14 protein-coding genes are annotated in these 23,718 nt (G+C 69.1%); 12 read left to right on the forward strand and 2 right to left on the reverse strand.

Annotated features, from left to right (window positions below; translation table 11 throughout):
• The first annotated feature begins 402 nt into the window (after positions 1 to 402).
• Positions 403 to 3,675, forward strand: coding sequence for a GH92 family glycosyl hydrolase (locus ACFVTC_RS31745; RefSeq protein ID WP_390131903.1), 3,273 nt, complete (start codon positions 403 to 405; stop codon positions 3,673 to 3,675).
• Between the two features lie 77 nt (positions 3,676 to 3,752).
• Here the strand turns inward: ACFVTC_RS31745 and ACFVTC_RS31750 are convergent, their stop codons facing one another.
• Positions 3,753 to 7,514, reverse strand: coding sequence for a GH92 family glycosyl hydrolase (locus ACFVTC_RS31750; RefSeq protein WP_390131904.1), 3,762 nt, complete (start codon positions 7,512 to 7,514; stop codon positions 3,753 to 3,755).
• Positions 7,515 to 8,187: 673 nt separating this feature from the next.
• Between ACFVTC_RS31750 and ngcE the strand changes: the two genes are divergently transcribed.
• The 10 genes from ngcE (at position 8,188) to ACFVTC_RS31800 (ending at position 21,839) form a co-directional block, all read left to right on the forward strand.
• Positions 8,188 to 9,645, forward strand: a complete 1,458-nt coding sequence (gene ngcE, locus ACFVTC_RS31755; RefSeq protein ID WP_390131905.1) for an N-acetylglucosamine/diacetylchitobiose ABC transporter substrate-binding protein — start codon at positions 8,188 to 8,190, stop codon at positions 9,643 to 9,645.
• A 34-nt stretch (positions 9,646 to 9,679) separates the two neighbouring features.
• Positions 9,680 to 10,612 carry a sugar ABC transporter permease gene (locus ACFVTC_RS31760; protein WP_329527621.1) on the forward strand — a complete coding sequence of 311 codons (933 nt, stop codon included), beginning with the start codon at positions 9,680 to 9,682 and terminating at the stop codon, positions 10,610 to 10,612.
• A 17-nt stretch (positions 10,613 to 10,629) separates the two neighbouring features.
• Complete coding sequence (locus ACFVTC_RS31765; protein ID WP_390131906.1) at positions 10,630 to 11,568, forward strand: carbohydrate ABC transporter permease; 939 nt, start codon at positions 10,630 to 10,632, stop codon at positions 11,566 to 11,568.
• Between the two features lie 241 nt (positions 11,569 to 11,809).
• On the forward strand, positions 11,810 to 13,009 hold the full coding sequence (locus ACFVTC_RS31770; protein WP_390131907.1) for an ROK family protein: 1,200 nt from the start codon (positions 11,810 to 11,812) through the stop codon (positions 13,007 to 13,009).
• Positions 13,010 to 13,142: 133 nt separating this feature from the next.
• Positions 13,143 to 14,240: a substrate-binding domain-containing protein gene (locus ACFVTC_RS31775; protein ID WP_390132034.1), complete on the forward strand. Its 1,098-nt coding sequence runs from the start codon at positions 13,143 to 13,145 to the stop codon at positions 14,238 to 14,240.
• Between the two features lie 181 nt (positions 14,241 to 14,421).
• Positions 14,422 to 15,213 carry an ATP-binding cassette domain-containing protein gene (locus ACFVTC_RS31780; RefSeq protein ID WP_168530652.1) on the forward strand — a complete coding sequence of 264 codons (792 nt, stop codon included), beginning with the start codon at positions 14,422 to 14,424 and terminating at the stop codon, positions 15,211 to 15,213.
• The gene (locus ACFVTC_RS31785) at positions 15,210 to 16,502 is read left to right on the forward strand and encodes a sugar ABC transporter permease (RefSeq protein WP_390131908.1); all 1,293 of its coding nucleotides are present in this window, start codon (positions 15,210 to 15,212) and stop codon (positions 16,500 to 16,502) included. The genes ACFVTC_RS31780 and ACFVTC_RS31785 overlap by 4 nt, the downstream gene beginning before the upstream one ends.
• A gap of 204 nt (positions 16,503 to 16,706) precedes the next feature.
• Entirely contained in the window at positions 16,707 to 18,638 is a 1,932-nt protein-coding gene (gene dxs / locus ACFVTC_RS31790) for a 1-deoxy-D-xylulose-5-phosphate synthase (RefSeq protein ID WP_390131909.1), read from the forward strand.
• A 147-nt stretch (positions 18,639 to 18,785) separates the two neighbouring features.
• Positions 18,786 to 20,309, forward strand: a complete 1,524-nt coding sequence (locus ACFVTC_RS31795; protein ID WP_390131910.1) for an amino acid permease — start codon at positions 18,786 to 18,788, stop codon at positions 20,307 to 20,309.
• 63 nt (positions 20,310 to 20,372) lie between these two features.
• The gene (locus ACFVTC_RS31800; RefSeq protein WP_390131911.1) at positions 20,373 to 21,839 is read left to right on the forward strand and encodes an ArnT family glycosyltransferase; all 1,467 of its coding nucleotides are present in this window, start codon (positions 20,373 to 20,375) and stop codon (positions 21,837 to 21,839) included.
• Positions 21,840 to 22,102: 263 nt separating this feature from the next.
• On the opposite strand, the gene ACFVTC_RS31805 is transcribed toward ACFVTC_RS31800, so the two are convergent.
• Positions 22,103 to 22,474, reverse strand: coding sequence for an NTP pyrophosphohydrolase (locus ACFVTC_RS31805; RefSeq protein ID WP_390131912.1), 372 nt, complete (start codon positions 22,472 to 22,474; stop codon positions 22,103 to 22,105).
• Between the two features lie 88 nt (positions 22,475 to 22,562).
• Between ACFVTC_RS31805 and ACFVTC_RS31810 the strand changes: the two genes are divergently transcribed.
• The gene (locus tag ACFVTC_RS31810) at positions 22,563 to 23,579 is read left to right on the forward strand and encodes a hypothetical protein (protein ID WP_390131913.1); all 1,017 of its coding nucleotides are present in this window, start codon (positions 22,563 to 22,565) and stop codon (positions 23,577 to 23,579) included.
• Positions 23,580 to 23,718 lie beyond the last annotated feature (139 nt).

The following is a 23,718-nucleotide window of genomic DNA, read 5'->3' on the forward strand; positions in this document are numbered from 1 at the left end:
GCACCGCGTCCCGGTACCGAGCGGTGACCCCTCCACCAGGTCCGCCCGCCGGGCAGGCCGATCAGCTCGGGGCGGACCGGGTGGCTGCTGGGAGACTCACCCGGTCCGCGAGCCCGGACCGGCGGGGGGAGTGCCGGCCCGGGATGGTGCGTGGCTTGTGACGACCATGGCGTGCGACAACGTTGTCTGATGGTCTGTATATGACTCTACCGCCTCAACAGACAACGATGTCAAGCATGTTGACGCGGAGGAGCGAGTACCGGGCTGGGCCGGCGGGGTGGGAGCCGTGCGCGTCCGACGCGTCGGACGCGGTCTTCCGTGGTACGGGTGGCGCACGTTACTGTCCCTGCGGCTTGTGCGACCCGTGGTGCGCGACCCGTCCGAAGGAGGAGGGGCCGCGTCATGCGTTTCCGTCCGTCAACCGTCCTGCTCGCCGTCGCCCTCGCGGCCGGTGGGATCACCCCCGCGGTGGCCGCCACCGCCGCGCCGCCCGACCTCGTCCGGGACCCCACCACCTACGTCGATCCGCTCATCGGCACCAAGAACGGCGGCAACGTCTTCCCCGGCGCCGTCGTGCCCTTCGGGATGCTCTCGTGGAGCCCGGAGAACACCCGCGGGGACGCCACCCGCACGGCAGCGCCCGGTGGCTACCAGTACGACGCCACCCGCGTCCGGGGCTTCAGCCTCACCCACATGTCCGGCACGGGCTGCGCGGGCGGCAGCGGCGACATCCCGTTCTTCCCGTACGCGGGCGAGGTCACCTCCTCCCCGGCGAGCGACACCAAGGACGCGGTGTACGCCGCCGACTTCGCGCACGCGGACGAGACCGCCGAGCCCGGCCACTACAAGGTCGGTCTCTCCTCCGGTGTCACCGCGGACCTCACGGCGACCGCGCGCACCGGCTCGGGCCGCTTCACCTTCCCGGCGGACAAGCCGGCCTCGCTGCTGATCCGCACCGCCAACTCCGAGGTGGGCTCGACGGCCTCGGACGTGCGCATCGACCCGGCGACCCGGACGGTCTCGGGCTCCGTCACCTCCGGGAACTTCTGCGGCTACCTCGACCCCGAGGGCCGACGCGACTACTACACCCTGTACTTCACGGCCCGCTTCGACCGGACCTTCAAGACCACCGGCACCTGGCAGGACGACCGGCTGAGCCCGGGATCCACCCGGGCGAGCGGCGGTACCGGCGGCTTCTCGGACGGCGGGCGTCCCGCCGCGGGCAAGGGAGCCGGCGGTTACGTGGAGTTCGCCCCCGGAACCGGCCCGGTGAACGTCAAGGTCGGTGTCTCGTACGTCAGCCCGGCGGGCGCCGCCGCCAACCTCAAGGCCGAGAACCCGCCGTCCCGGTCCTTCGACTCGGTCCGGTCCGCCGCGCACCGCGCCTGGCGCGACCGGCTCGGCGCGATCCGGGTCGGCGGCGGCAGCGACACCGACCGCACCACCTTCTACACCGCGCTCTACCACGCCCTCCTGCATCCCAACGTCATCAGTGACGCCGACCGCAGATACCGGGGAAGCGACGACAAGGTCCATGTCGTCGGCCGCGGCCACCAGGCGCAGTACGGCACGTTCTCCGGCTGGGACGTCTACCGCTCCCAGGTCCAGCTGCTCACCCTCCTCAGCCCGGACACCGGCTCCGACATCGCCCAGTCGCTGCTCGAACTGGCCCGGCAGAACGGGGGAGTCTGGGACCGCTGGCTGCACGGCGCGAGCGGCACCCATGTCATGAACGGCGACCCCTCACCGGCCGCGCTCGCGGGCATCCGGGCCTTCGGCGGCACCGGATTCGATCTGCGGGGGGCGCTTGAGTCGCTGGTGAAGGCGGCGACCGTGCCGACCGAGCAGGACCTGTCCTCGTCGGGCAAGCCCGTCCTGTCCGTGGGGCAGCGGCCGTCGCTCGACAAGTACCTCCAGCAGCACTACATGCCGTCCGTGTCCAACGCCTGGGGCGGCGCCGCAGAGACCCTGGAGATGTCCGGCGCGGACTTCGCGCTCTCCCAACTGGCCACCGCCGCAGGGGAGAAGCGAACGGCGGCGGACTTCGCCGAGCGCTCCCAGTGGTGGCAGAACAACTTCAACATCGCGGCCGACCGGACCGGCGGCTACATCGCCAACCGCAAGGCCGACGGCAGCTGGGTCACCGGCTTCACCCCCGCCACCGGCAACGGCTTCGTGGAGGGCACGGCGGCCCAGTACACCTGGATGGTCCAGCACAACCCGGCCGGGCTCTTCGCGGCCATGGGCGGCCGTGACGAGGCGCTCGACCGCCTCGACACGTTCTTCCACAACGCCGACGGCGGCTGGGCGTTCACGGGCAGCGGCGGCGACAAGTCGGAACTGGACAACGAGCCGTCGATCAACGTCCCCTACCTGTACGACTACGCGGGCGCCCCCTACAAGGCGCAGGAGACCGTCCGCGCGGCGATGGGCAAGCTGTGGTCGACGCAGCCCGGCGGCATCCCCGGCAACGACGACCTCGGCGAGATGTCGTCCTGGTACGTCTTCTCCGCGCTCGGCATGTATCCGCAGGTTCCCTCCCGTGCCGAACTCGTGCTGTCCTCGCCCCTGTTCAGCCGGGTCAGGATCGAGCGTCCGGGCGGCAACGACATCGAGATCCGGGCGGCCGGCGCGGCGGCGGACGCCCCGTACGTGCAGTCGCTGAAGGTCGACGGCCGTTCCAGCGGCCGCCCCTGGCTGCCCGCCTCGTTCGTCCGTGACGGAGGCACCCTCGACTACACGCTCTCCGGCACCCCGAACCGCAGCTGGGGCAGCGACCCGGCCGCCGCTCCGCCGTCCTTCCGCGACGGTGAGCAGCCGTACCAGATCGGCGTCGGCCCGACCGCGGCGACACTCGCGCCCGGCGGCAGTACGCGGATCGACATCCGCGCGCTGGCGCTGAGCGGTGGCACGGGCCCCGAGGTCCGCTTCCACGTGGACACACCGGACGGAGTGACCGCGATCCCCGCGGACGGAACGGTGACGGAGGGCTCCCGCTCGATCACCCTGACCGCGGGCGACGCGGCCCGGCAGGGCTTCTACGACGTCAAGGTCACCGTGACGTCCGGCGGCACCTCGTACCGGCAGCCGGTGGCGCTGACCGTCGCGGCTCCCGGGTCCCTCCTGGCCGCCTACAACAACACCGGGGTCTCGGACGACACCGGCGACCACGACGAGGCCGACTACGACGGCGGTGGCTGGAGCTACTCCCGGCAGGCCCTGGCGGACGCGGGCCTGACCCCGGGCGGCCAGGGCACCGTGGACGGTCTCACCTACACCTGGCCCGACTCGCCCGCGGGCCGCCCCGACAATGCCGCTGCGACCGGTCAGATCATCGAACTCGCGCATCCGGCCACACAGTTGTCGTTCATCGGCAGCGCGGTGAACGGAGACCAGCGGACCACGGCCACCGTCACCTACACCGACGGCAGCACCGACCAGGTCGACCTCTCCTTCACCGACTGGACGGTCGGCGGCGGGGGCGGCACCGTCCAGTACGGCAACGAGACCGTGGCCAGGACCGCTTACCGCAACGTCGCGGGCGCGGACAAGGACCCCGTCGCCACCTATGTCTTCGCGACGAAGCCCTTCGCGGCTCCGGCCGGCAAGACCGTCAAGAGCGTGAAACTGCCCGACAACGCGGATCTGCACGTCTTCACCCTCGCCGTGAACTGAGGGCAGGGGGACCGGTCCGGACACAGCGGAGCGGGCGCGGAGAGTGATCTCCGCGCCCGCTCCTGTGGGATGCCGCGTCAGGCCAGCAGCTCCACCTCCGCGAGCGTCGCCGCGCCGTCGAGGACCAGACGGTAGTGCGCGTACGAGCCCGGGTGCGCCACCGAGAACGCGCGGGTCTGCTTGTCCCACGCGAAGGACTCGCCGGAACGCCGGTCGAGGTCGGTCCACTTGGTGCCGTCGGACGAGCCCTGCAGGACCCAGCCGGCCGGTGCCTTCGTGTGGTCCCCGGACGACGTCAGGGTGTACTGGACGCCCTTGGCGGAGGCGGCCGTCGGCAGGTCCACCGTCGTGACGGTGGCGTCCGTCGCCGAGGTGTTGTCGAAGAGCGCGCCCTCGCCCTTCAGGACGTCCGCCCGCGGCGCGGGCACCTTGTCGTCCTTCGTGATCGACACGGGCGCCGCGTTCCTGCCGCTGCCCCACGAGGACGGCTTGGAGCCCATGTCGAACTCCAGCACGCCGCCACGGGAGATGAGCGAGTGCGGGAGCGAAGTGGAGTCCCACTTCTTGCCGTTGAACCGCACACCCTGGACGTACACGTTCTTCGCGCTGTTCCTGGGCGCCTTGACGACCAGATCCCGGCCGTTCTCCAGGTGGACCGTCGCCTTGGTGAACAGGGGTGAGCCGATGGCGTATTCGCCACTGCCCATCACCAGCGGATAGAAGCCGAGCGAGGAGAAGAGGTACCAGGCGGACTGCTCGCCGTTGTCCTCGTCTCCGTGGTAACCCTGCCCTATCTCACTGCCGCTGTAGAGCCGGGAGAGGACCTCCCGGACGTCCTTCTGCGTCTTCCACGGCTGGCCGGCCGCGTCGTACATGTAGGTGACGTGGTGTGCCACCTGGTTGGAGTGCCCGTACATGCCCATCCGTACGTCGCGGGCCTCGGTCATCTCGTGGATGACCCCGCCGTAGGACCCCACGACGTCCTGCGAGGCCGTCTCGGGAGTGGCGAAGTACGTGTCGAGCTTCTGGCCCAGCGCGTCCTGGCCGCCGTACAGATTGGCCAGGCCCCGCGAGTCCTGGGGCGCGGTGAACGCGTACCCCCAGCCGTTCGTCTCGGTGTAGTCGTACCCCCACACGCGCGGGTCGTACTTCGCCGAGTCGACGCGCCAGTCGCCCTGCGCGTCACGGCCCTGGAAGAACCCGGCCTTCTTGTCGAAGAGGTTCACGTAGTCCTGGGCGCGGTTGAGGAAGTACGCGGACTCCTCCTTGTAGCGCTTCTTGCCGGTCTTCTTGTAGAGGGCCTCGCCCATCTTGGCGATGCCGTAGTCGTTGACGTAGCCCTCCATGGCCCAGGAGAAGCCCTCGCCCGTCGCGGTGGACGTGTAGCCGAGGAAGGGGGAGGTCGTCATGCCCTTGCGGCCCACACCGGAGGCCGGCGGGACGACTGTCGCGTTCTTCACGGCCGCGTCGTAGGCCGCCGCCGCGTCGAAGTGCACACCCTTCACGTACGCGTCCGCGAACGCCACGTCGGAGGAGGTGCCGGTCATCAGGTCCGCGTAACCGGGGGAGGACCAGCGTGAGGTCCAGCCGCCGTCCTTGTACTGCTGCACGAACCCGTCGACCATCTCGCCAGCCTGAGAAGGCGTCAGAAGCGAGTACGCCGGCCAGGTCGTCCGATAGGTGTCCCAGAAGCCGTTGTTGACGTACACCTTGCCGTCCACGATCTTCGCGCCGGTGTGGGTCGGGGTGTCCGGGCCCGGCATCGCGGAGAACGGCGACGCGTACTGGTACTTCGAACCGACCTTCTCGAAACCGGAGTTGGGGTACAGGTAGAGCCGGTACATGCTGGAGTACAGCGTCGTGAGCTGGTCCGGCGTGGCGCCCTGGACCTCGACCTTGCCCAGCAGCTTGTCCCACTGCTTCTGGGCCCGTGCCTTGACGGTGCCGAAGGGCGTGCCGTCGGGGATCTCCTGGCGCAGGTTGTCCTTGGCCTGGTCGACGCTGATGAGCGAGGTGGCCAGACGCAGCGTGACACTGTGGTCGGCGCCGGGCTTGAACTTCAGGTAGCCCTTGACCCCGGACGACGCGCCGTCCGTCACCGGCGCGTCGAAGACGCCGTACACGAAGAGCCGTGTCGCGCCCGTCGACAGCCCCGACTTCACGTCGGAGTAGCCGGTGACCACCCCGTTGTCCTTGTCGAGGGTCAGCCCCGCCTGTTCCGTCACGTTGTCGAAGACCACGCTCGCGTCCGCGCCCGGGTAGGTGAAGCGCAGAGCCGCCGCGTGGTCCGTCGGGGCCATCTCCGCCTTGAGCCCGTTCTCGAACGTCACCCCGTAGTAGTACGGGCGCGCGGTCTCGTTCTCGTGCTTGAAGGCCAGCGCGCGGGCGGTGCGCGAGGTGTCCGGGGTGCCGGACGCGGCCGAGGGCATCACCTGGAAGGTCTGCCGGTCGCCCATCCACGGGCTCGGCTCATGGCTGGCGCTGAACGCCTGGATGGTCGGCAGGTTGTCCGCGTTGTTCGCACGTGCGTAGTCGTACAGCCAGCTCAGCGAACCCGCGTTGGTCACCGGGGTCCAGAAGTTGAAGCCGTGCGGCGTGGCCGTCGCCGGGAAGTTGTTGCCGCGCGAGAATCCGCCGCTGGAGTTGGTGCCGCGGGTGGTCAGCGCGTAGTCCGACAGGTGCGCCTTCGGCTTCTCGGGCGCGACGGTCTTCAGCGCGACGTCGTCCAGCCAGCCCCGGAACTTCGCCGGGCCCTTCGGGGAGTCGTACGCGAGCAGGATCCGGTCGACCGTCTTCCCGGCGGCGACGGAACCGATCCGCGAGGCGACGTTGTTCCACTGGTTGACGTAAAGGATCTTGGCAGCGCCCTGCCCCTGCGGAGTGAGCGCGAACCCGTGCTGGTCGACCGGGTTCAGGTCGCTCAGATGGGTGCCGTCCGTGAACGCCAGGTCCACCGACACGTTCGTGGCGTCGTAGTCCCGGTCACCGTCCGCCATCGACGGGAAGATCCGGTACGCGAGTTCGGTGTCGCGCCCGACGGCCACGTTCACGTCGAAGACCTTGTTGTACGAGTACGCCCGGCCGTCCGCCTGGTGCGTACCCGCGTAGCGCAGGGCCCGCTTGCCGGTGAAGCCGGCGCCCGCCTTCGCGGTGGGGGAGCCGCTCGGCCCGCGGTCCACCAGCGAGAGCATGTCCTTGGGGGTCGGGTCGTCGGTGCCGCCGGTGGAGAACTGGACGTCGGCGAGCTGGACGATGTCCCCGCTGTGGTTCTTCGTGATGTCGAGCCGGAAGTGCTGGTACTCCACGGGGCTCGCGATGTCGTACGACTTGGTCTGGAAGCGCTCGCCGAACGACTGGTCCGAGCGGGTGTCGAGGGTCTTCCAGTCCTTGCCGTCCGTGGAGCCCTGCAGCGTCCACTCACTCGGGTCGCGCTCGTCGTGGTCGTTGGCGGACGTGAGCGCGTAGGTGACCACCTTCACGGGGGCGTCGAGGTCGAACTCCGCCCAGCCGGTCGGCGCGAAGGTCAGCCACTTGCTGCTCGACTCGCCGTCGACGAGGTTCTCCTTGACCTCGCCGGAGCCCGCGTTCTCGTCGCTGGCGCGAACGTCCGTGACGTGGTCGGTGACGTTGCCGGGGATGCCCGTGCTGTAACCGCCGTCGACACCTGACGACCGCTTTTTTCCGTCGGGTCCCGTGTCTACGGTATTGATCCAGTCCGGTGCGGGATCGCCCGATTCGAATGAGGAGGCGAACTGCCGGTCGGCGGAGACCGCTTGGGCCGGAAGGGCGACCGCGGTGCCCTGCGAGGCCACGATCAGGGAAAGCGCTGCCACCCCCATTGTCGTCGAGGAACTCCACCTCGGCCGGGCCGAGGAACTTTGTCTGTATCGAGCACCGTGCTGCATCCGCGAGGACCCTCCCTGCTGTTTTGGCGCGTTCACCGCCGGGGCGCTCCAGCCGGATTGGAGTGCGGCCGATCCAGGCACTTCGGGCCCGCGTGCACTCTTTCTCCGGATACCGGCGCGTCCCTTCGACTCACCCGCTTGCGCGTGGACAACGTTGTCAATTCTGCTGCGCAAGGACCAGTAGGGAGTCAAGTTGTGAGCGGTGTCAAGGGTGTTGGATGTGGCATCCGGGGAGAATGTCGCGTGACGAGGTGCGCATTAGTCGCATGGGGGGAGATTGACGCCGTGTCGATCTTCTGCCGGGGAGGGGTCGGTCGCCCGATATTTCCGGGAGGTCTCAACTCGGAAAAGACCCGCGGGCAAACCTGCATTCGATCTTGCTCCGCTGGCGGGAAGTGGACTATACCTGTCGGCATCCGCCCAGTCGTTCGACGGCCGCGGACAGGCATGTACCAGGGGGAATCGGGCGTCGGCGGCCGTTTACAAGGGCAGGGATCGCCGCGTTGACCCACTGAATCCCTCATGCACGACCCCAGCTTGACCTAACCGCGGTGCCGGGGAGGATCCGGTTCACCGCCTGAGTCCTGGAGAAGGCGAGGACTTGAGCATGGGATCCACTTCCGCCGAGAACAGCAGCCCCGAAGGTGTCGGCCGGCGCGATCTGATCAAGCGGTCGGCCGCACTCGGTCTGATCTCCGTACCCACGATGAGCTTCCTGTCCGCGTGTGCGAGCGGCGGAGGCGACGACAACTCCGGCGACAAGGGCACGGACAAGGGCAAGGGCAAGACCAGCAAGACCAACCCCTTCGGCGTGGAAAAGGGCGGAAAGCTCGACGTCGTCGTCTTCAAGGGCGGCTACGGCGACGACTACGCGAAGGCATGGGAAGCGGCCTTCGACAAGAAGTGGGGCACCACCAGCGCCCACACCGGCACCCAGGAGATCACTGGCAAGCTCCAGCCGCGCTTCAACGGCGGCAACCCGCCGGACATCGTCGACGACTCGGGCGCGCAGCAGATCAAGCTGGACGTGCTCTTCAAGAACGGCAACCTGCTCGACCTGGCCGCGGTCCTCGACGCTCCGTCGATCGACGACCCGGCCAAGAAGGTCCGCGACACGCTCATCCCTGGCACGCTCGACCCGGGCCTGCAGGGCGGCAAGGTCGTGGCCCTCAACTACATCTACACGGTGTGGGGCCTGTGGTACTCCGGCAAGTTCTTCAAGGAGAAGGGCTGGGAGGCTCCGAAGACCTGGGACGACTTCCTCGCCATCTGCAAGGACGCCAAGTCGCAGGGCATCGGCGGCCTGGCCCACCAGGGCAAGTTCCCGTACTACATCAACGTCGCCATCATGGACCTGATCGCCAAGCAGGGCGGTCTGGACGCCATGAAGGCGATCGACAACCTCGACCCCAAGGCGTTCGTCGGCAGCGACGCGGCGGCGGCGGCCATCGACGCGATCTACGAGGTCGTGGAGAAGGGCTACCTCATGCCGGGCACCAACGCCCTGACGCACACGGAGTCCCAGACCCGCTGGAACCAGTACAAGGCCGCGTTCATCACCTGTGGTTCCTGGCTGGAGAACGAGCAGCTCAAGCAGACCCCCACCGACTTCGACATGAAGTTCATGCCGATGCCGAGCCTCTCGGGGGACAAGCTGCCGTTCGAGGCGATCCGGGCCGGCTCGGGCGAGCCCTTCATCATCCCCGCGAAGGCCGGAAACCTGCCCGCCGCCCAGGAGTTCATGCGGTCCATGCTCTCCAAGGAGTGGTCGACGCTCTTCGCGCAGAAGGCCAACTCGCTCACCATCGTCAAGGACGGTGTCAACGCCGGCGTCACGCTGCGTCCTGGTACGCAGTCGACCGTCGAGGCATCGAAGGCGGCCGGTGACAACACCTTCAACTACCTCTACCCCAACTGGTACAGCGAGATGGACGTCTCCATCCAGAACGCGTCCAACGAGCTGATGGCCAAGCGAATTCAGCCGAAGGAATGGCTGAAGCGCGCCCAGGCCGCCGTCGACAAGGCCGCCAAGGACCCGGCGTCCAAGAAGAACCACCGCGACTGATCACGCTCACCCGGAACACCAGGGGCAGGATGCCATGCGAAAAGGGCAGTACCGGTTCGTCGCGGGGTTTCTCCTCGCACCTTTGGCGCTGTATCTGATCTTCGTGATCTGGCCTTACGTACAGACCATCGGTTACTCCTTCACCGACTGGAAGGGCCAGTCCCAGACGTTCAGTTTCGTCGGCCTGGACAATTACAAGGCGTTGTTCCAGGACGACGTGTTCATGGGCGCCATCTGGCACAACATCCTGTTCCTGGTGTTCATCCCGGTGATCACCATTCTGCTGGCCCTGTTCTTCGCCTTCATGGTGAACGCCGGCGGCCGGGGCGGCGCCGGAGGTGTGCAGGGCGTCGCGGGATCCGGCTTCTACAAGATCGTCTATTTCTTTCCGCAAGTGCTGTCCCTCGCCATCGTCGCGGTGCTCTTCGGGGCGCTCTACCGCAGTGACAGCGGCGGTCTGCTCAACGGAATCCTGATCAAGCTCGGTCTGGAGAACGGGAACAACCCGATCGAGTGGATGAACGAGCCCGATCTGGTGCTCTGGTGCCTGATGGCGGTCGTCGTCTGGCACGGCGTCGGCTTCTATCTGGTGCTGTTCTCCGCGGCCATGCAGTCCATCCCGAGGGACATCTACGAGGCCGCGCTGCTCGACGGGGCGAGCCGCACGCACACCTTCTTCCGGGTCACCCTGCCGCTGCTGTGGGACACCGTCCAGACCGCCTGGGTCTATCTCGGCATCATCGCGATGGACATGTTCGTCCTGGTCTCGACCATGACCCAGGGCACGGGGTACGGCGGCGGACCCGACCACCACAGCGAGGTCATGGCGAACGTCATGATGCGCAACTTCCTCTACTACGGGAGGAGCGGCTACGCCTGCGCCATGGGCGTCATCATGCTCCTTCTCACCTTGGTCCTGTCCGTGGTCACGCTGCGCGCCACCCGCCGCGAGCGCATCGAGTTCTGAGCGGGAGACAGACGACTATGAGCGCACCCATCACCGAGCCGACGAAGGTCGGCGGCGCCGGCGTACCCCCGCAGCGGACGGTCGGGAAGACACCGCCGCGGCCGGGCGACCGGCGCAGCGAGGGCCTGACCCTCAACGTCTTCTCGCACGGGTTCCTCGTCCTGTGGGCCGTGCTGATCATCCTGCCGCTGCTCTGGCTGGTCCTGAGCTCCTTCAAGACGGACGCGCAGATCGGCGGTTCGGCCCTGGGCTGGCCCTCGCACTGGCAGCTCGACGTCTTCCGGCGGGCCTGGAACAAGGGCATCGGAGACTACTTCGCGAACACCCTGATCGTGCTGGTGTTCTCGGTCCCGCTGACCATGCTCCTGGGCTCCATGGCGGCGTACGTCCTGGCCCGCTACGAGTTCCCGGGCAACCGGATCGTGTACTACTTCTTCGTCGGCGGGGCCATGTTCCCCGTCTTCCTCGCCCTGGTTCCGCTGTTCTTCATGGTCAAGCGTCTCGACATGTTGAACACGTACCAGGGGCTGATCCTGGTGTACGTCGCCTACTCGATGCCGTTCACCGTCTTCTTCATGCACTCGTTCTTCCGGACACTGCCGACGGCGGTCTTCGAGGCGGCGGTGCTCGACGGGGCGTCGCACTCCCGGGCGTTCTTCCAGGTCATGCTGCCGATGGCCAAGCCCGGCCTGCTGAGCGTCGGCATCTTCAACGTGCTGGGCCAGTGGAACCAGTACATCCTGCCGTCCGTGCTGATGCAGCCGCAGACCAGTTCCGATCCGGAGCGATATGTCCTGACCCAGGGGCTCATCCAACTCCAGCAGCAGCAGGGGTACGCGACCGACCTGCCCGTGCTCTTCGCGGGCGTGACCATCGCGATGGTGCCCATGCTGATCGTGTACCTGTCCTTCCAGCGGCAGGTGCAGGCGGGTCTCACCTCGGCAACGCTCAAGTAACGATCCGTACCTTTCGCGTACCCGCCACCCCCGACTCGGGGGTGGCGGGCGTGTGTCGGGGCGGTAACGGAAACGGAACGGGGCTTGTCGTCCCGGATTTCCCTCAAGGACTTGACTGCGGTAACCCGTTCAGCGGAGCTTGGAGTTCACAACTTGTAAGTGACCCGGGTTCCACTGCTGTGACCCGGATCACACGGGCGGCATCGGGGCCGCCCGGCTGAGGGCAGGAGTGGATGAGTCGATGGAGACTCCGGGGTCGCAGTCGTCGCTGCACCGAGCCAATCTGGAGCGCGTCGTGCGAGCGGTGCGCCTTGCCGGATCGCTCACGCAGGCGGAGATCGCGAGGACGACGGGCCTGTCCGCCGCGACCGTTTCCAATATCGTCCGGGAGCTGAAGGACAGCGGAACGGTCGAGGTCACACCTACTTCGGCGGGTGGCCGCAGGGCCCGCAGCGTGTCCCTGAGCGGTGACGCCGGCATCGTCATCGGAGTCGACTTCGGGCATACGCATCTACGCGTCGCGATCGGCAACCTCGCCCACCAGGTGCTGGCCGAGGAGTCCGAGCCGCTGGACGTGGACGCCTCGGCCGCCCAGGGGTTCGACCGGGCGGAGGAGCTGGTCAGCCGCCTGATCGCGGTGACCGGAGTGGACCGTACCAAGATCGCTGGTGTGGGGCTCGGGGTGCCCGGCCCGATCGACGTCGAGTCGGGGACCCTGGGGTCCACCTCGATCCTGCCGGGCTGGACCGGCGCGCGGCCCGCCGAGGAGCTGCGGGGGCGGCTCGGCGTGCCCGTGCACGTGGACAACGACGCCAATCTGGGCGCGCTCGGGGAGCTGGTCTGGGGCAGTGGCCGCGGGGTCAGGGACCTGGCGTACATCAAGGTCGCCAGCGGTGTCGGCGCGGGGCTGGTGATCAGTGGAAAGATCTACCGCGGGCCGGGCGGCACGGCGGGTGAGATAGGGCACATCACCCTCGACGAATCCGGCCCCGTCTGCCGCTGCGGCAACCGGGGCTGCCTGGAGACCTTCACGGCGGCCCGGTACGTGCTGCCGCTCCTCCAGTCCAGCCACGGCACCGACCTCACCATGGAGGGCGTGGTCAGGCTGGCGCGGGACGGTGACCCGGGCTGCCGGCGGGTGATCGCCGATGTCGGACGTCACATCGGGAGCGGTGTGGCGAATCTCTGCAATCTCCTCAACCCGAGCAGAGTGGTGCTCGGCGGAGATCTCGCCGAGGCCGGGGAACTCGTCCTGGCGCCCATCAGGGAGTCCGTCGGGCGCTACGCGATTCCAAGTGCCGCACGTCAACTGTCGGTACTTCCAGGGGCACTTGGCGGTCGCGCGGAGGTTCTCGGAGCGCTCGCGCTCGCTCTCAGCGAGATGGGCGATTCGACCCTTTTGGACGGATCGCTGTCCGCAGTTACCCCTGCCTTCACTTAGAGAACGCATGGCACCGTTGCCATCTCGTTAAGTATTTACTTCTTGACGTCGCACGTGTGGCCGAGTTGACTTCCAGCCACCTCGGCCGCAACGACGCGGCCTCGTCAGGGAGGTTTCTGAAGTGAACACGCGTATGCGTCGTGCCGCCGTTGCCGTTGCCGCTGGTGCGATGGCCGTCTCGTTGGCCGCCTGTGGCAGTGCCAAGGAGTCCAGCGACAAGAGCGACAGCTCTAGCTCCGCCAAGAAGGGCGACGCGATCAAGGTCGGTCTGCTCCTTCCCGAGAACCAGACCGCGCGTTACGAGAAGTTCGACAAGCCCCTGATCGAGAAGAAGATCAAGGAGCTCACGAACAACAAGGGCGAGGTCGTCTACGCCAACGCCAAGCAGGACGCCAGCACGCAGAACCAGCAGGTCGACACGATGGTCACCAACAAGGTGGACGTCCTGATCGTCGATGCTGTGGACGCCGCTGCGATCAAGAGCTCGGTCCAGAAGGCCAAGGACGCCGGCATCCCGGTCGTGGCCTACGACCGCCTCGCGCAGGGCCCGATCGACGGCTACACCTCGTTCGACAACACGACGGTCGGCAAGACCCAGGGCCAGGCGCTTCTCGACGCCCTCGGCGCCAAGGCCAAGTCCGGCAAGATCGTGATGATGAACGGCTCGTCCACCGACCCGAACGCCGCCCAGTTCAAGGCCGGAGCCCACTCCGTCCTCGACGGCAAGGTGAACGTCGGCAAGGAGTACGACACCAAGGACTGGAAGCCGGAGAACGCCAACGCCAACATGGAGGGCGCCATCACCGCCCTCGGCAAGAAGAACATCGTCGGCGTCTACTCCGCCAACGACGGCATGGCCGGCGGTATCATCACCGCCCTCAAGGCGGCCGGCATCTCCGTCCCGGTCACCGGCCAGGACGCCGAGCTCGCGGGTGTGCAGCGCATCCTCACGGGTGAGCAGTTCATGAGCGTCTACAAGCCGTACGCCCCCGAGGCCGACGCCGCCGCCGAGATGGCCGTCGCGCTCGCCCAGGGCAAGTCGCTCTCCACGATTGCCAAGGACAAGGTCGACAGCCTCACCACGAAGGCCGTCCCCTCGGTGCTCGTCCCGGTCACCTCGCTGACCAAGGACAACATCAAGGACACCGTCATCAAGGACGGCGTCTACTCGATCAGCGAGATCTGCACGGGCGCCTACAAGGCCAAGTGCGACGCGCTCGGCATCAAGTAAGCCGCCGCAGGTCTTCGACCGTGCAAGGGAATTCGGACCTGAATTCCCTTGCCGGACCTGCGTGATCCAAAGCCCCTCCGGCGCCCCGCATCCATCAGCCCCGCAAAGCTAGGGCGGGGCGCCGGACGGAACACTCCACAAACTTCTGCACAACCTCCCGCCGGGTCAGGCGGCGAAGGAGATGGTTAACGTGTCCGCTACGCCTGTTCTGGCGTTGCGCGGGGTCTCCAAGCGATTCGGTGCCGTCCAGGCGCTCACCGATGTCGAGCTTGAGGTCCACGCCGGCGAAGTGGTCGCCCTGGTGGGCGACAACGGTGCCGGAAAGTCCACACTGGTGAAGACGATCGCCGGTGTGCACCCCATCGATGAAGGCGCCATCGAGTGGGACGGCAAGTCCGTCCACATCAACAAGCCGCAGGACGCCCAGGGCCTCGGGATCGCGACCGTCTACCAGGACCTCGCGCTCTGCGACAACATCGACGTCGTCGGCAACCTCTACCTGGGCCGGGAGCTGAAGAAGCGCGGCATCCTGGACGAGGTCGAGATGGAGCGCCGCTCGCGCGAGCTGCTGGACACGCTGTCCATCCGCATTCCCAGCGTCCGTATCCCGATCGCCTCGCTCTCCGGCGGTCAGCGCCAGACCGTGGCGATCGCCCGTTCGATGCTCGGCGAGCCCAAGCTCGTCATCCTCGACGAGCCCACCGCGGCCCTCGGTGTCGAGCAGACCGCCCAGGTCCTCGACCTGGTCGAGCGGCTGCGCGAGCGCGGCCACGCGGTCATCCTCATCAGCCACAACATGGCGGACGTCAAGGCCGTGGCCGACAAGGTCGCCGTCCTGCGCCTCGGGCGCAACAACGGCATCTTCGAGGTCAAGTCGACCTCGCAGGAAGAGATCATCTCCGCCATCACGGGCGCCACGGAGAACGCCGTGACCCGTCGTGCGGCGCGCAGCAATGGGGAGGCTCAGAAGTGAGCATCGACAAGACCTCTGAGACCCCCGAGGACCACGCCGTGGAGAACCCCGAGGCGGCCGCCGCGGCGGTCACCGCGGTCGACCCCCGGCTCCTCGTCCGCGAGCAGGGCCTCGCGGGCTACGTGTCCGAGTTCAAGCGCAAGATGAAGGCCGGCGACCTCGGCTCGATGCCGGTCGTCATCGGCCTGATCATCATCTGGATCATCTTCCAGAGCCTGAACTCCAACTTCCTCACCGCGGGCAACCTGTCCGACATCTCCGTGGCCATGGTCGGCACGGGCATGATCGCGGTCGGTATCGTCTTCGTCCTGCTGCTCGGCGAGATCGACCTGTCGGTCGGCTCGGTCTCCGGTGTGGCGGGTGCCGCCTTCGCGGTACTGAACGTCACGCACGGCATGAACGAGTGGCTGGCCTTCGTGCTCGCCATCCTCACCGGCACGGTCGCCGGCGCGATCCACGGTTTCGTCTTCGCGCGCATCGGTGTGCCGGCGTTCGCCGTCACCCTGGCGGGTCTGCTGTTCTGGAACGGCTTCATGCTCCAGATCCTCGGCAGCAGCGGCACCATCAACCTGGACAGCGAGGGCCTCGTGGCCAAGCTGACCAGCTACTACTTCACCGATGTGGCCGCCGCCTACGTGCTCGCCATCGGCGTCACCGCGGTGTTCTTCCTCACCTCGTTCTTCAGCAACAAGCGCCGTGAGGCCGCGGGCGTACCGTCCCAGCCGCTGAGCGAGATCATCCTGCGCACCGCCCTGCTGGCGGTCGTCGCCTTCGCCGTGGCGATCACCTACAACCAGTACAAGGGTCTCCCGCTGGCCGTGGTGATCTTCATCGCGGTGCTCCTGGTCACGGACTTCGTGCTCCGCCGCACCGCGTACGGCCGGAAGATCTTCGCGCTCGGTGGCAGCGTCGAGGCTTCCCGGCGTGCCGGTATCAATGTCGAGATGGTCCGGATCTCGGTCTTCGCGATCTCCGGTACCTTCGCCGCCATCGGCGGTCTGTTCATCGCCTCGAAGATCGCCTCCGCCAACCAGGGCGCGGGCGGCGGTGACCTGCTGATGAACGCCATCGCGGCGGCCGTCATCGGTGGCACCAGCCTCTTCGGTGGCCGTGGCCGCACCTGGAACGCGCTGCTCGGTGTGCTGGTCATCGTCTCGATCCAGTACGGCCTGGCCCTGCAGGGCATCGCCTCGCCGGTCCAGTACATGATCACCGGTGGTGTGCTGCTCGCCACCGTCGTCATCGACGCGGTGACCCGCAAGACCCAGAAGTCGGCCGGGCGCGCGTAGCGGCTGACGGGCAGGGCCCGCCGTCGCGGCCCTCCCGGACCTGTGCCCGGCACCACCACTGGTGCCGGGCACAGTCATGTCCCCACCCGGGTACTCCGAACGGGTGACATGGACCCCCGGGGCCGGGCGCCGGGCGAAAAGGCGGAACATTAGACTCGACAAGCCCGGCAAAGCTCGAACAGCTCTACCTGCAAGGAGGCACGGGTGCCGCTGCTGACCCGCATCACGGGACCGCGCGATCTGGACCGGCTCAGCCTGGAGCAGCTGGACCAGCTGGCCGGCGAGATCAGGACCTTCCTCGTCGACGCGGTCTCCAAGACCGGCGGCCACCTCGGCCCCAACCTCGGTGTCGTGGAGCTCACCATCGCGCTGCACCGCGTCTTCGAGTCGCCCAAGGACAGGGTGCTGTGGGACACCGGTCACCAGTCCTACGTCCACAAGCTGCTCACCGGCCGTCAGGACTTCTCGAAGCTGAAGATGAAGGGCGGCCTGTCCGGCTACCCCTCGCAGGGCGAGTCCGAGCACGACGTGATCGAGAACTCGCACGCCTCGACGGTCCTCGGCTGGGCGGACGGCCTGGCGAAGGCCAACGAGGTCCTCGGCAGGAACGACCACGTGGTCGCCGTCATCGGTGACGGCGCGCTGACCGGCGGTATGGCCTGGGAGGCCCTGAACAACATCGCGGACGCCAAGGACCGCCCGCTGGTGATCGTCGTCAACGACAACGAGCGTTCGTACGCCCCGACGATCGGCGGCCTCGCGAACCACCTGGCGACCCTGCGCACCACGGACGGCTACGAGCGCTTCCTCGCCCGCGGCAAGGACCTCCTGGAGCGCACACCGGTCGTCGGCAAGCCGCTCTACGAGACCCTGCACGGCGCCAAGAAGGGCCTCAAGGACTTCATCGCCCCGCAGGGCATGTTCGAGGACCTCGGCCTGAAGTACGTCGGCCCGATCGACGGCCACGACATCGAGGCCCTGGAGTCGGCGCTCGCCCGCGCCAAGCGCTTCGGCGGCCCGGTCATCGTGCACTGCCTCACCGAGAAGGGCCGCGGCTACCAGCCCGCCCTGCAGGACGAGGCGGACCGTTTCCACGCCGTCGGCAAGATCCACCCCGACACGGGCCTGCCGATCGCCTCCTCCGGTGCCGACTGGACCTCCGTCTTCGGCGAGGAGATGGTCAGGCTGGGCCAGGAGCGCAAGGACATCGTCGCCATCACGGCCGCCATGCTCCAGCCGGTCGGCCTCGAAAAGTTCGCCAAGGCCTTCCCCAAGCGGGTGTACGACGTCGGCATCGCCGAGCAGCACGCCGCCGTCTCCGCGGCCGGCCTCGCCACCGGCGGCCTGCACCCCGTCTTCGCCGTCTACGCGACCTTCCTCAACCGCGCCTTCGACCAGGTCCTGATGGACGTGGCCCTGCACAAGTGCGGTGTCACCTTCGTCCTGGACCGCGCGGGCGTCACCGGCACCGACGGCGCCTCGCACAACGGCATGTGGGACATGTCGATCCTCCAGGTCGTCCCCGGCCTCCGGCTGGCCGCACCGCGCGACGCCGAGCAGGTCCGCGCCCAGCTGCGCGAGGCCGTCGAGGTCGACGACGCGCCGACGGTGGTCCGCTTCTCCAAGGGCGCGGTCGGCCCGGCCGTGCCCGCGGTGGGCCGGATCGGCGGCATGGACGTCCTGCGCGAGGCCGGTACCGACATCCCGGACGTCCTCCTCGTCTCGGTCGGCGCGCTCGCGCCGATGTGCCTGGAGATCGCCGGTCTCCTCGACAAGCAGGGCATCACCACGACCGTCGTCGACCCGCGCTGGGTCAAGCCGGTCGACGAGGCCATGGCGCCCCTCGCCGAGCAGCACCGGGTGGTCGTCACCGTCGAGGACAACTCGCGCGTCGGCGGTGTCGGCTCGTCGATCGCGCAGGCCCTGCGCGACGCGGGGGTCGACGTCCCGCTGCGCGACTTCGGCATCCCGCCGCGCTTCCTCGACCACGCCTCCCGCGCCGAGGTCATGACGGAGATCGGTCTGACCGCCCCGGACATCGCCCGCCAGGTCACCGGCCTCGTCGCCAAGCTCGACGGGCGCTTCGAGCGCACCGCCGCGCACGCCGTGGACTCGGTGGAGCCCGCGCGCGACTGACACCCGGGCCGCAGGCCCATCGGGCCGGTTCCAGCACCCTGTACGGGTGGTGGAACCGGCCCGTTCGCGTGAATCCGTCCGCGCCGGGGCATGCGCCGTACACGCCCCCTCGATCATGTCGAGGACGTCAAGCGTGGAGGTAGGCCCGTGAGCAGCAACCTCTTCAGGACCAAGAGGATCGAACAGTCGATCCTGGACACCGAGGAGCCGGAGCACGCACTCAGGAAGTCGCTGTCCGCTCTGGACCTCACGGTCTTCGGCGTCGGTGTCATCATCGGCACCGGCATCTTCGTCCTGACCGGCAAGGTCGCCAAGGAGAACGCGGGTCCCGGGGTCTCGCTCGCGTTCGTCGTGGCGGGCGTCGTCTGCGGCCTGGCCGCGCTGTGCTATGCGGAGTTCGCGTCCACGGTCCCGGTGGCGGGGTCCGCTTACACCTTCTCGTACGCCTCGCTCGGCGAGCTGCCCGCCTGGATCATCGGATGGGACCTGGTACTGGAGTTCGCGCTCGGCACGGCGGTGGTCGCCGTCGGCTGGTCCGGGTACGTGCGCTCACTGCTGGACAACGCCGGCTGGCATCTGCCCGACTACCTCAGCGGGCGCGACGGGGCCAGCGGGTTCGGGTTCGACATCCTCGCCGCGGCGCTGGTGCTGGTGCTCACGGCCATCCTGGTCATCGGCGTGAAGCTGTCCGCCCGGGTCACCACGGTCGTCGTCGCGATCAAGGTCACCGTGGTGCTGATCGTGATCGTCGCCGGCGCCTTTTTTATCGTCGGCGACAACTACGAGCCCTTCATCCCCAAGGCGCAGGCGCAGGCGGCGGGCAGCAGCCTCAACGCCCCGCTCATCCAGCTCCTGTCCGGCTACACACCCACCAACTTCGGCGTGATGGGCATCTTCACCGCCGCCTCCGTCGTCTTCTTCGCCTTCATCGGCTTCGACGTCGTGGCCACCGCCGCCGAGGAGACCAAGAACCCGCAGCGGGACATGCCGCGCGGCATCCTCGGCTCCCTGTTCATCTGCACCGCGCTCTACGTCGCCGTGTCGATCGTCGTCACTGGCATGCAGAAGTACACCCGGCTGTCGATCGACGCCCCGCTCGCCGACGCCTTCAAGGCGACCGGGCACCCCTGGTACGCGGGCGTGATCAGCTTCGGAGCCGCCGTCGGACTGACCACGGTCTGCATGATCCTGCTCCTCGGCCAGACCCGGGTCTTCTTCGCGATGAGCCGCGACGGGCTGCTGCCGCGGTTCTTCTCCCGCGTCCACCCGAGGTTCCGCACCCCGCACCGGCCGACCATCCTGCTGGGCGTCATCATCGCGATCCTCGCGGGCTTCACGAGCCTGAGCGAACTGGCCGAACTGGTCAACATCGGCACGCTCTTCGCCTTCGTCGTCGTCGCGACGGGCGTCATCATCCTCCGCCACACCCGCCCCGACCTGCACCGCGCCTTCCGCACGCCGCTGGTGCCGCTGGTCCCGGCGCTGTCGGTGCTCGCCTCACTGTGGCTGATGCTGAACCTGCCCACGGAGACCTGGCTGCGGTTCCTGATCTGGATGGCGATCGGCTGCGTCGTCTACTTCCTGTACGGACGCTCGCACAGCCGTCTCGGGCTGCAGCTGAAGGCCGAGGAGGGCGGGGCGGGGAAGGCGCCGGGATCCAACGGGGCGTGAGCGGCCCGCCGAGGGGTGGCGCTTGCTCCGGTCGGGGGTGCGGGGCCGGATAGCGTGCACCGTATGCGCGCCGGGCTCCTGGAAACACCACCCACCGCCACCGGGTCCCGGATGCAGGGCGGCGGCTACTGGAGGCGGCTGCTGCCCGTCCTCGCGGTGCTGGTCGCCCTCACCCGGATCCCTTCCTTCGTACGGCCCCTGTGGAACCCGGACGAGGGCTATCTCGCCGTGCAGGCCCGGATACTGGCGGGCGGGGGAGAGCTCTACCGGACGGTCGTGGACCGCAAGCCGCCGCTCGTGCCGTGGCTGTACGAAGGCGCCTTCGCGGTGTTCGGCTCCGGGTCGCTGACATCCGTCAGGGTGCTGGCGCTGGTGGCCCAGCTGTCGACCGCCGTGCTGCTGGCGTCCCTGGCCCGGCGCCGCTGGGGCGACCGGGCCGGGCGCACGGCGGGCGTGCTGTACGCGCTGGTGTCGATCGGACTCAACCCCGAGGACGCGCAGGCCGCCACCTTCGAGGTGTTCATACTGCCCTGCACGGCCGCCGCGATGTGGTGCGCCGACCGGCGCCGCTGGGGTGGGGCCGGAACCGCCGTCGCCTGCGCGTTCCTGGTCAAGCAGACCGGCCTGGCCGTACTCGTACCGGTGCTCTGGCTGCTGTGGCGCCACGCGGAGTCCCCCCGAAGAGGACTGCTGCGCGCGGGAGCCGGGGTCCTCGCCCCGGTGGCGGCCGCGGCACTGCTCACCGACCCTGCGGGCCTGCTGTTCTGGACCGTCACCGGCTCGGGGGCCTACGCCTCCTTCACCGGTTCCGAACTCCACGTCCTGGGCCGGGGGCTGGTCAACGCGGCGATCCTGGCGGTGGCCTGCGCGGGGCTGATCCCGCCGGTCCTGCGGATGCTGCGGGTCGCCCGTACGGGCTCGGCCGACCTGTGGCTGTGGCTCGGCTCGTCGGCGGCGGCCGTCCTGGCCGGCTTCCACTTCTTCGGCCACTACTACCTGCAACTCCTCCCGCCCGCAGTGCTGTTGGCGACCGCCGCGCTGCAGATCCTGCCCCGCGAGCGCCTGCCGGCCGCGGTCTTGACCTCGGTCTGCTGCTGTGCGCTGTTCCTCGCCTGGGGTCTGCTCGCGCCGCGCCCCGAACTCGCCCACTCCCAGCGCCTCGCCGCCGCCGTCGCCCAACGCACCCGGCCCGGGGACCGCGTGCTCGTGTGGGGCATACACCCGGAGACCTACTGGCTGGCGGACCGCACCCCCGCCACCCGCTATCTGACCGCGGGTCTGCTCACCAACTACAGCGGGGGCCGCGAGGGACCGGAAGTCGGCGAGAAGTACGCCGTCGAGGGCGCCTGGCCGGTGTTCCGGGCGGAGTTGACGGCCCGCCCGCCGGTCCTCGTCGTCGACGACTCCCGCGGCGGCCCGTACGCGCCGGACCGGGTGCCGTCGCTGCGCCGGCTGCTGGCCGCGGGGTACGAGGAGGCGGGCACCGTGGACGGGGCGGTGCTGTACACGCGTACGGGCGCCCAGGACTGACCAGATGGCGCGCGGAGGCGTCGTCGGGGCCCCGCCGCACCCGCGGCGGGCGGGACCGCGTACGGGCCGCGTACGGGCCGTGTGCGGGCGCCAGGGCGCCATCAGACCACGCGGGTGGGACGACCGGGCGCGAGGGACCCGTGCGGACGGCAGGACGTCATCGGGCCGCGGGCCGGCCGTCCTGAGCACCGACGTCACGTACCGACCCCGTGCCGCCCCCGTACCGACCCGTACGGCTCGCGTCCCGGGCGCGGCCGTACGGTTCAGGATCCGCCCCGTACCGCCCGCGGCCCCGTCACCCCGGCGCCCGCCGCGGTGACCCTGCGTCGCAGTTCACGGTCCGCCGTGACGACCAGGCGCGGGCGGTCACGGGCCTCCGACACCAGCGCCACGATGTGGTCGTCCCCGCTGCCGGGAGCCGCCTCGACCCGCACGCCCGCCACCGACTCCACGCCCCTGGCCGCGCCCTCGACCACGAGGACGAGTTCCACCGGTCCTTCGTGGCCCGGCAGCCCCTCCCCGGCGAGCCGGTCCCGCAGCCGCTCCGCGGCGCCCCGGCGGTCGCGCCACCAGCCGTCGGGCACGGAGCCGACGACATTGGCACCGTCGATGATCACGAGCAGGGGGTCGTCCATGGGGCCAGGGTCGCACGCGCCGCCGCCGCTCACCGATGGCTGCCGGGCCCCTGGTGAGGGTCACAGGGCCCCGGCTTAGAGTGAACCGGTGAACGGCGAATGGCTCATACGCGGTCGCGACGGCAGGCTCAGTGTCTACCTGCTGTCGCAAGCCGCCGTCCTCTGCCGGGCGGAGCGCGGGCCCGGCGGTTCCTGGGACCCCGCGCGCACCGTGGGCGGCGACCAGCGCCTGCACCCCGTGCTCGCGGTCGGCCAGGGCGCGGACGGTTATACCCACCTCGTCTCCTGGCGCCCCACGGTGACCGGGGAGTCGGGGCTCGTCCACTCCACGCACTTCCGGCCGCGGCTGTCCGCCCTCGACTGGACCCCGATCGGACACCCCAACAAGAAGGGTGACCGGACCGGCGACCCGGCCGTGACGGTCGACGGCCGGGGCCGCGCCCATGTCTTCGTGCGCAACAGCGGCGGCGGGGTGAGCATGGTCGCCCAGAAGGAGAAGGGCGGCTGGGATCCGTGGCGCGACCTCAAGGGAAGCGCCGTACGGGACGATCTCGCGGCCGTGACGGGGGAGTCCGGACTCGTCGAGCTGTTCGCGGCGGTCCCGGACGGGATCCTGCACTGGCGCCAGGAGGAGCCGGGCGCGCGACCGGTCATGGAGGAGGCCCTGGAGGCGTCGATACGCCCCGGCACCCTGCGGGCGCTCGCGACGTCGTCCGGGTCCAGCACGCTCTTCTACACCGACGAGGCGGGTGACCTGTGCGCCTGGCGGCCGGGTGCCAAGCCCGTACGGCTGCTGCCGTCCGTCGGGCCCGGTCCCGTGTCCGTCATCCGCTGCGAACTCGACGGCTTCGACTGCACGTTGCTCGCGCAGTGCTCCACGAGCGGACGGATCGCGTTCGCCGCGTACCCGACCGAGCAGGAGTCGGCGGGGGCCTGGTGGACCGAGTCGGGTCCCCGGCTGCCCGCCGGCGCGACGGTGTCGATGGCGCAGGACGAGGACGGCCGGGTGGTCGCGGCAGCCCTCACGCCGGGCGCGGACGAACTGCTGCTGACCCGCCGCAAGGACGAGCCGGGATTGGCCCTGGAGGCATGGCGCCCGGTCTGACCGCCCGGTCCTCGAACGCCGGCCGCCAGGAGCGCCCCTCAGGGGCCCGGGGAACGCCGCGCCCGGCCCCCACCACCCGCACCCGAAGAAGCGGACCGGGCGGACCGGGCGGCCGGGGAGCGCGAACGCACGGGCGCCC

The organism is Streptomyces sp. NPDC057950 (assembly GCF_042887295.1).
Lineage (GTDB): Bacteria > Actinomycetota > Actinomycetes > Streptomycetales > Streptomycetaceae > Streptomyces > Streptomyces kaempferi.

Bases quoted from the DNA above. Each gene is read 5' to 3' on its own strand.
- ACFVTC_RS31770 (WP_390131907.1), top strand. From the start codon at position 11,810: ATGGAGACTCCGGGGTCGCAGTCGTCGCTGCACCGAGCCAATCTGGAG.
- ACFVTC_RS31805 (WP_390131912.1), bottom strand. From the start codon at position 22,474: ATGGACGACCCCCTGCTCGTGATCATCGACGGTGCCAATGTCGTCGGC.
- ACFVTC_RS31745 (WP_390131903.1), top strand. From the start codon at position 403: ATGCGTTTCCGTCCGTCAACCGTCCTGCTCGCCGTCGCCCTCGCGGCC.
- ACFVTC_RS31800 (WP_390131911.1), top strand. From the start codon at position 20,373: ATGCGCGCCGGGCTCCTGGAAACACCACCCACCGCCACCGGGTCCCGG.
- ACFVTC_RS31775 (WP_390132034.1), top strand. From the start codon at position 13,143: ATGCGTCGTGCCGCCGTTGCCGTTGCCGCTGGTGCGATGGCCGTCTCG.
- ACFVTC_RS31765 (WP_390131906.1), top strand. From the start codon at position 10,630: ATGAGCGCACCCATCACCGAGCCGACGAAGGTCGGCGGCGCCGGCGTA.
- ACFVTC_RS31760 (WP_329527621.1), top strand. From the start codon at position 9,680: ATGCGAAAAGGGCAGTACCGGTTCGTCGCGGGGTTTCTCCTCGCACCT.
- ACFVTC_RS31780 (WP_168530652.1), top strand. From the start codon at position 14,422: ATGGTTAACGTGTCCGCTACGCCTGTTCTGGCGTTGCGCGGGGTCTCC.
- ngcE (WP_390131905.1), top strand. From the start codon at position 8,188: ATGGGATCCACTTCCGCCGAGAACAGCAGCCCCGAAGGTGTCGGCCGG.
- ACFVTC_RS31750 (WP_390131904.1), bottom strand. From the start codon at position 7,514: ATGGGGGTGGCAGCGCTTTCCCTGATCGTGGCCTCGCAGGGCACCGCG.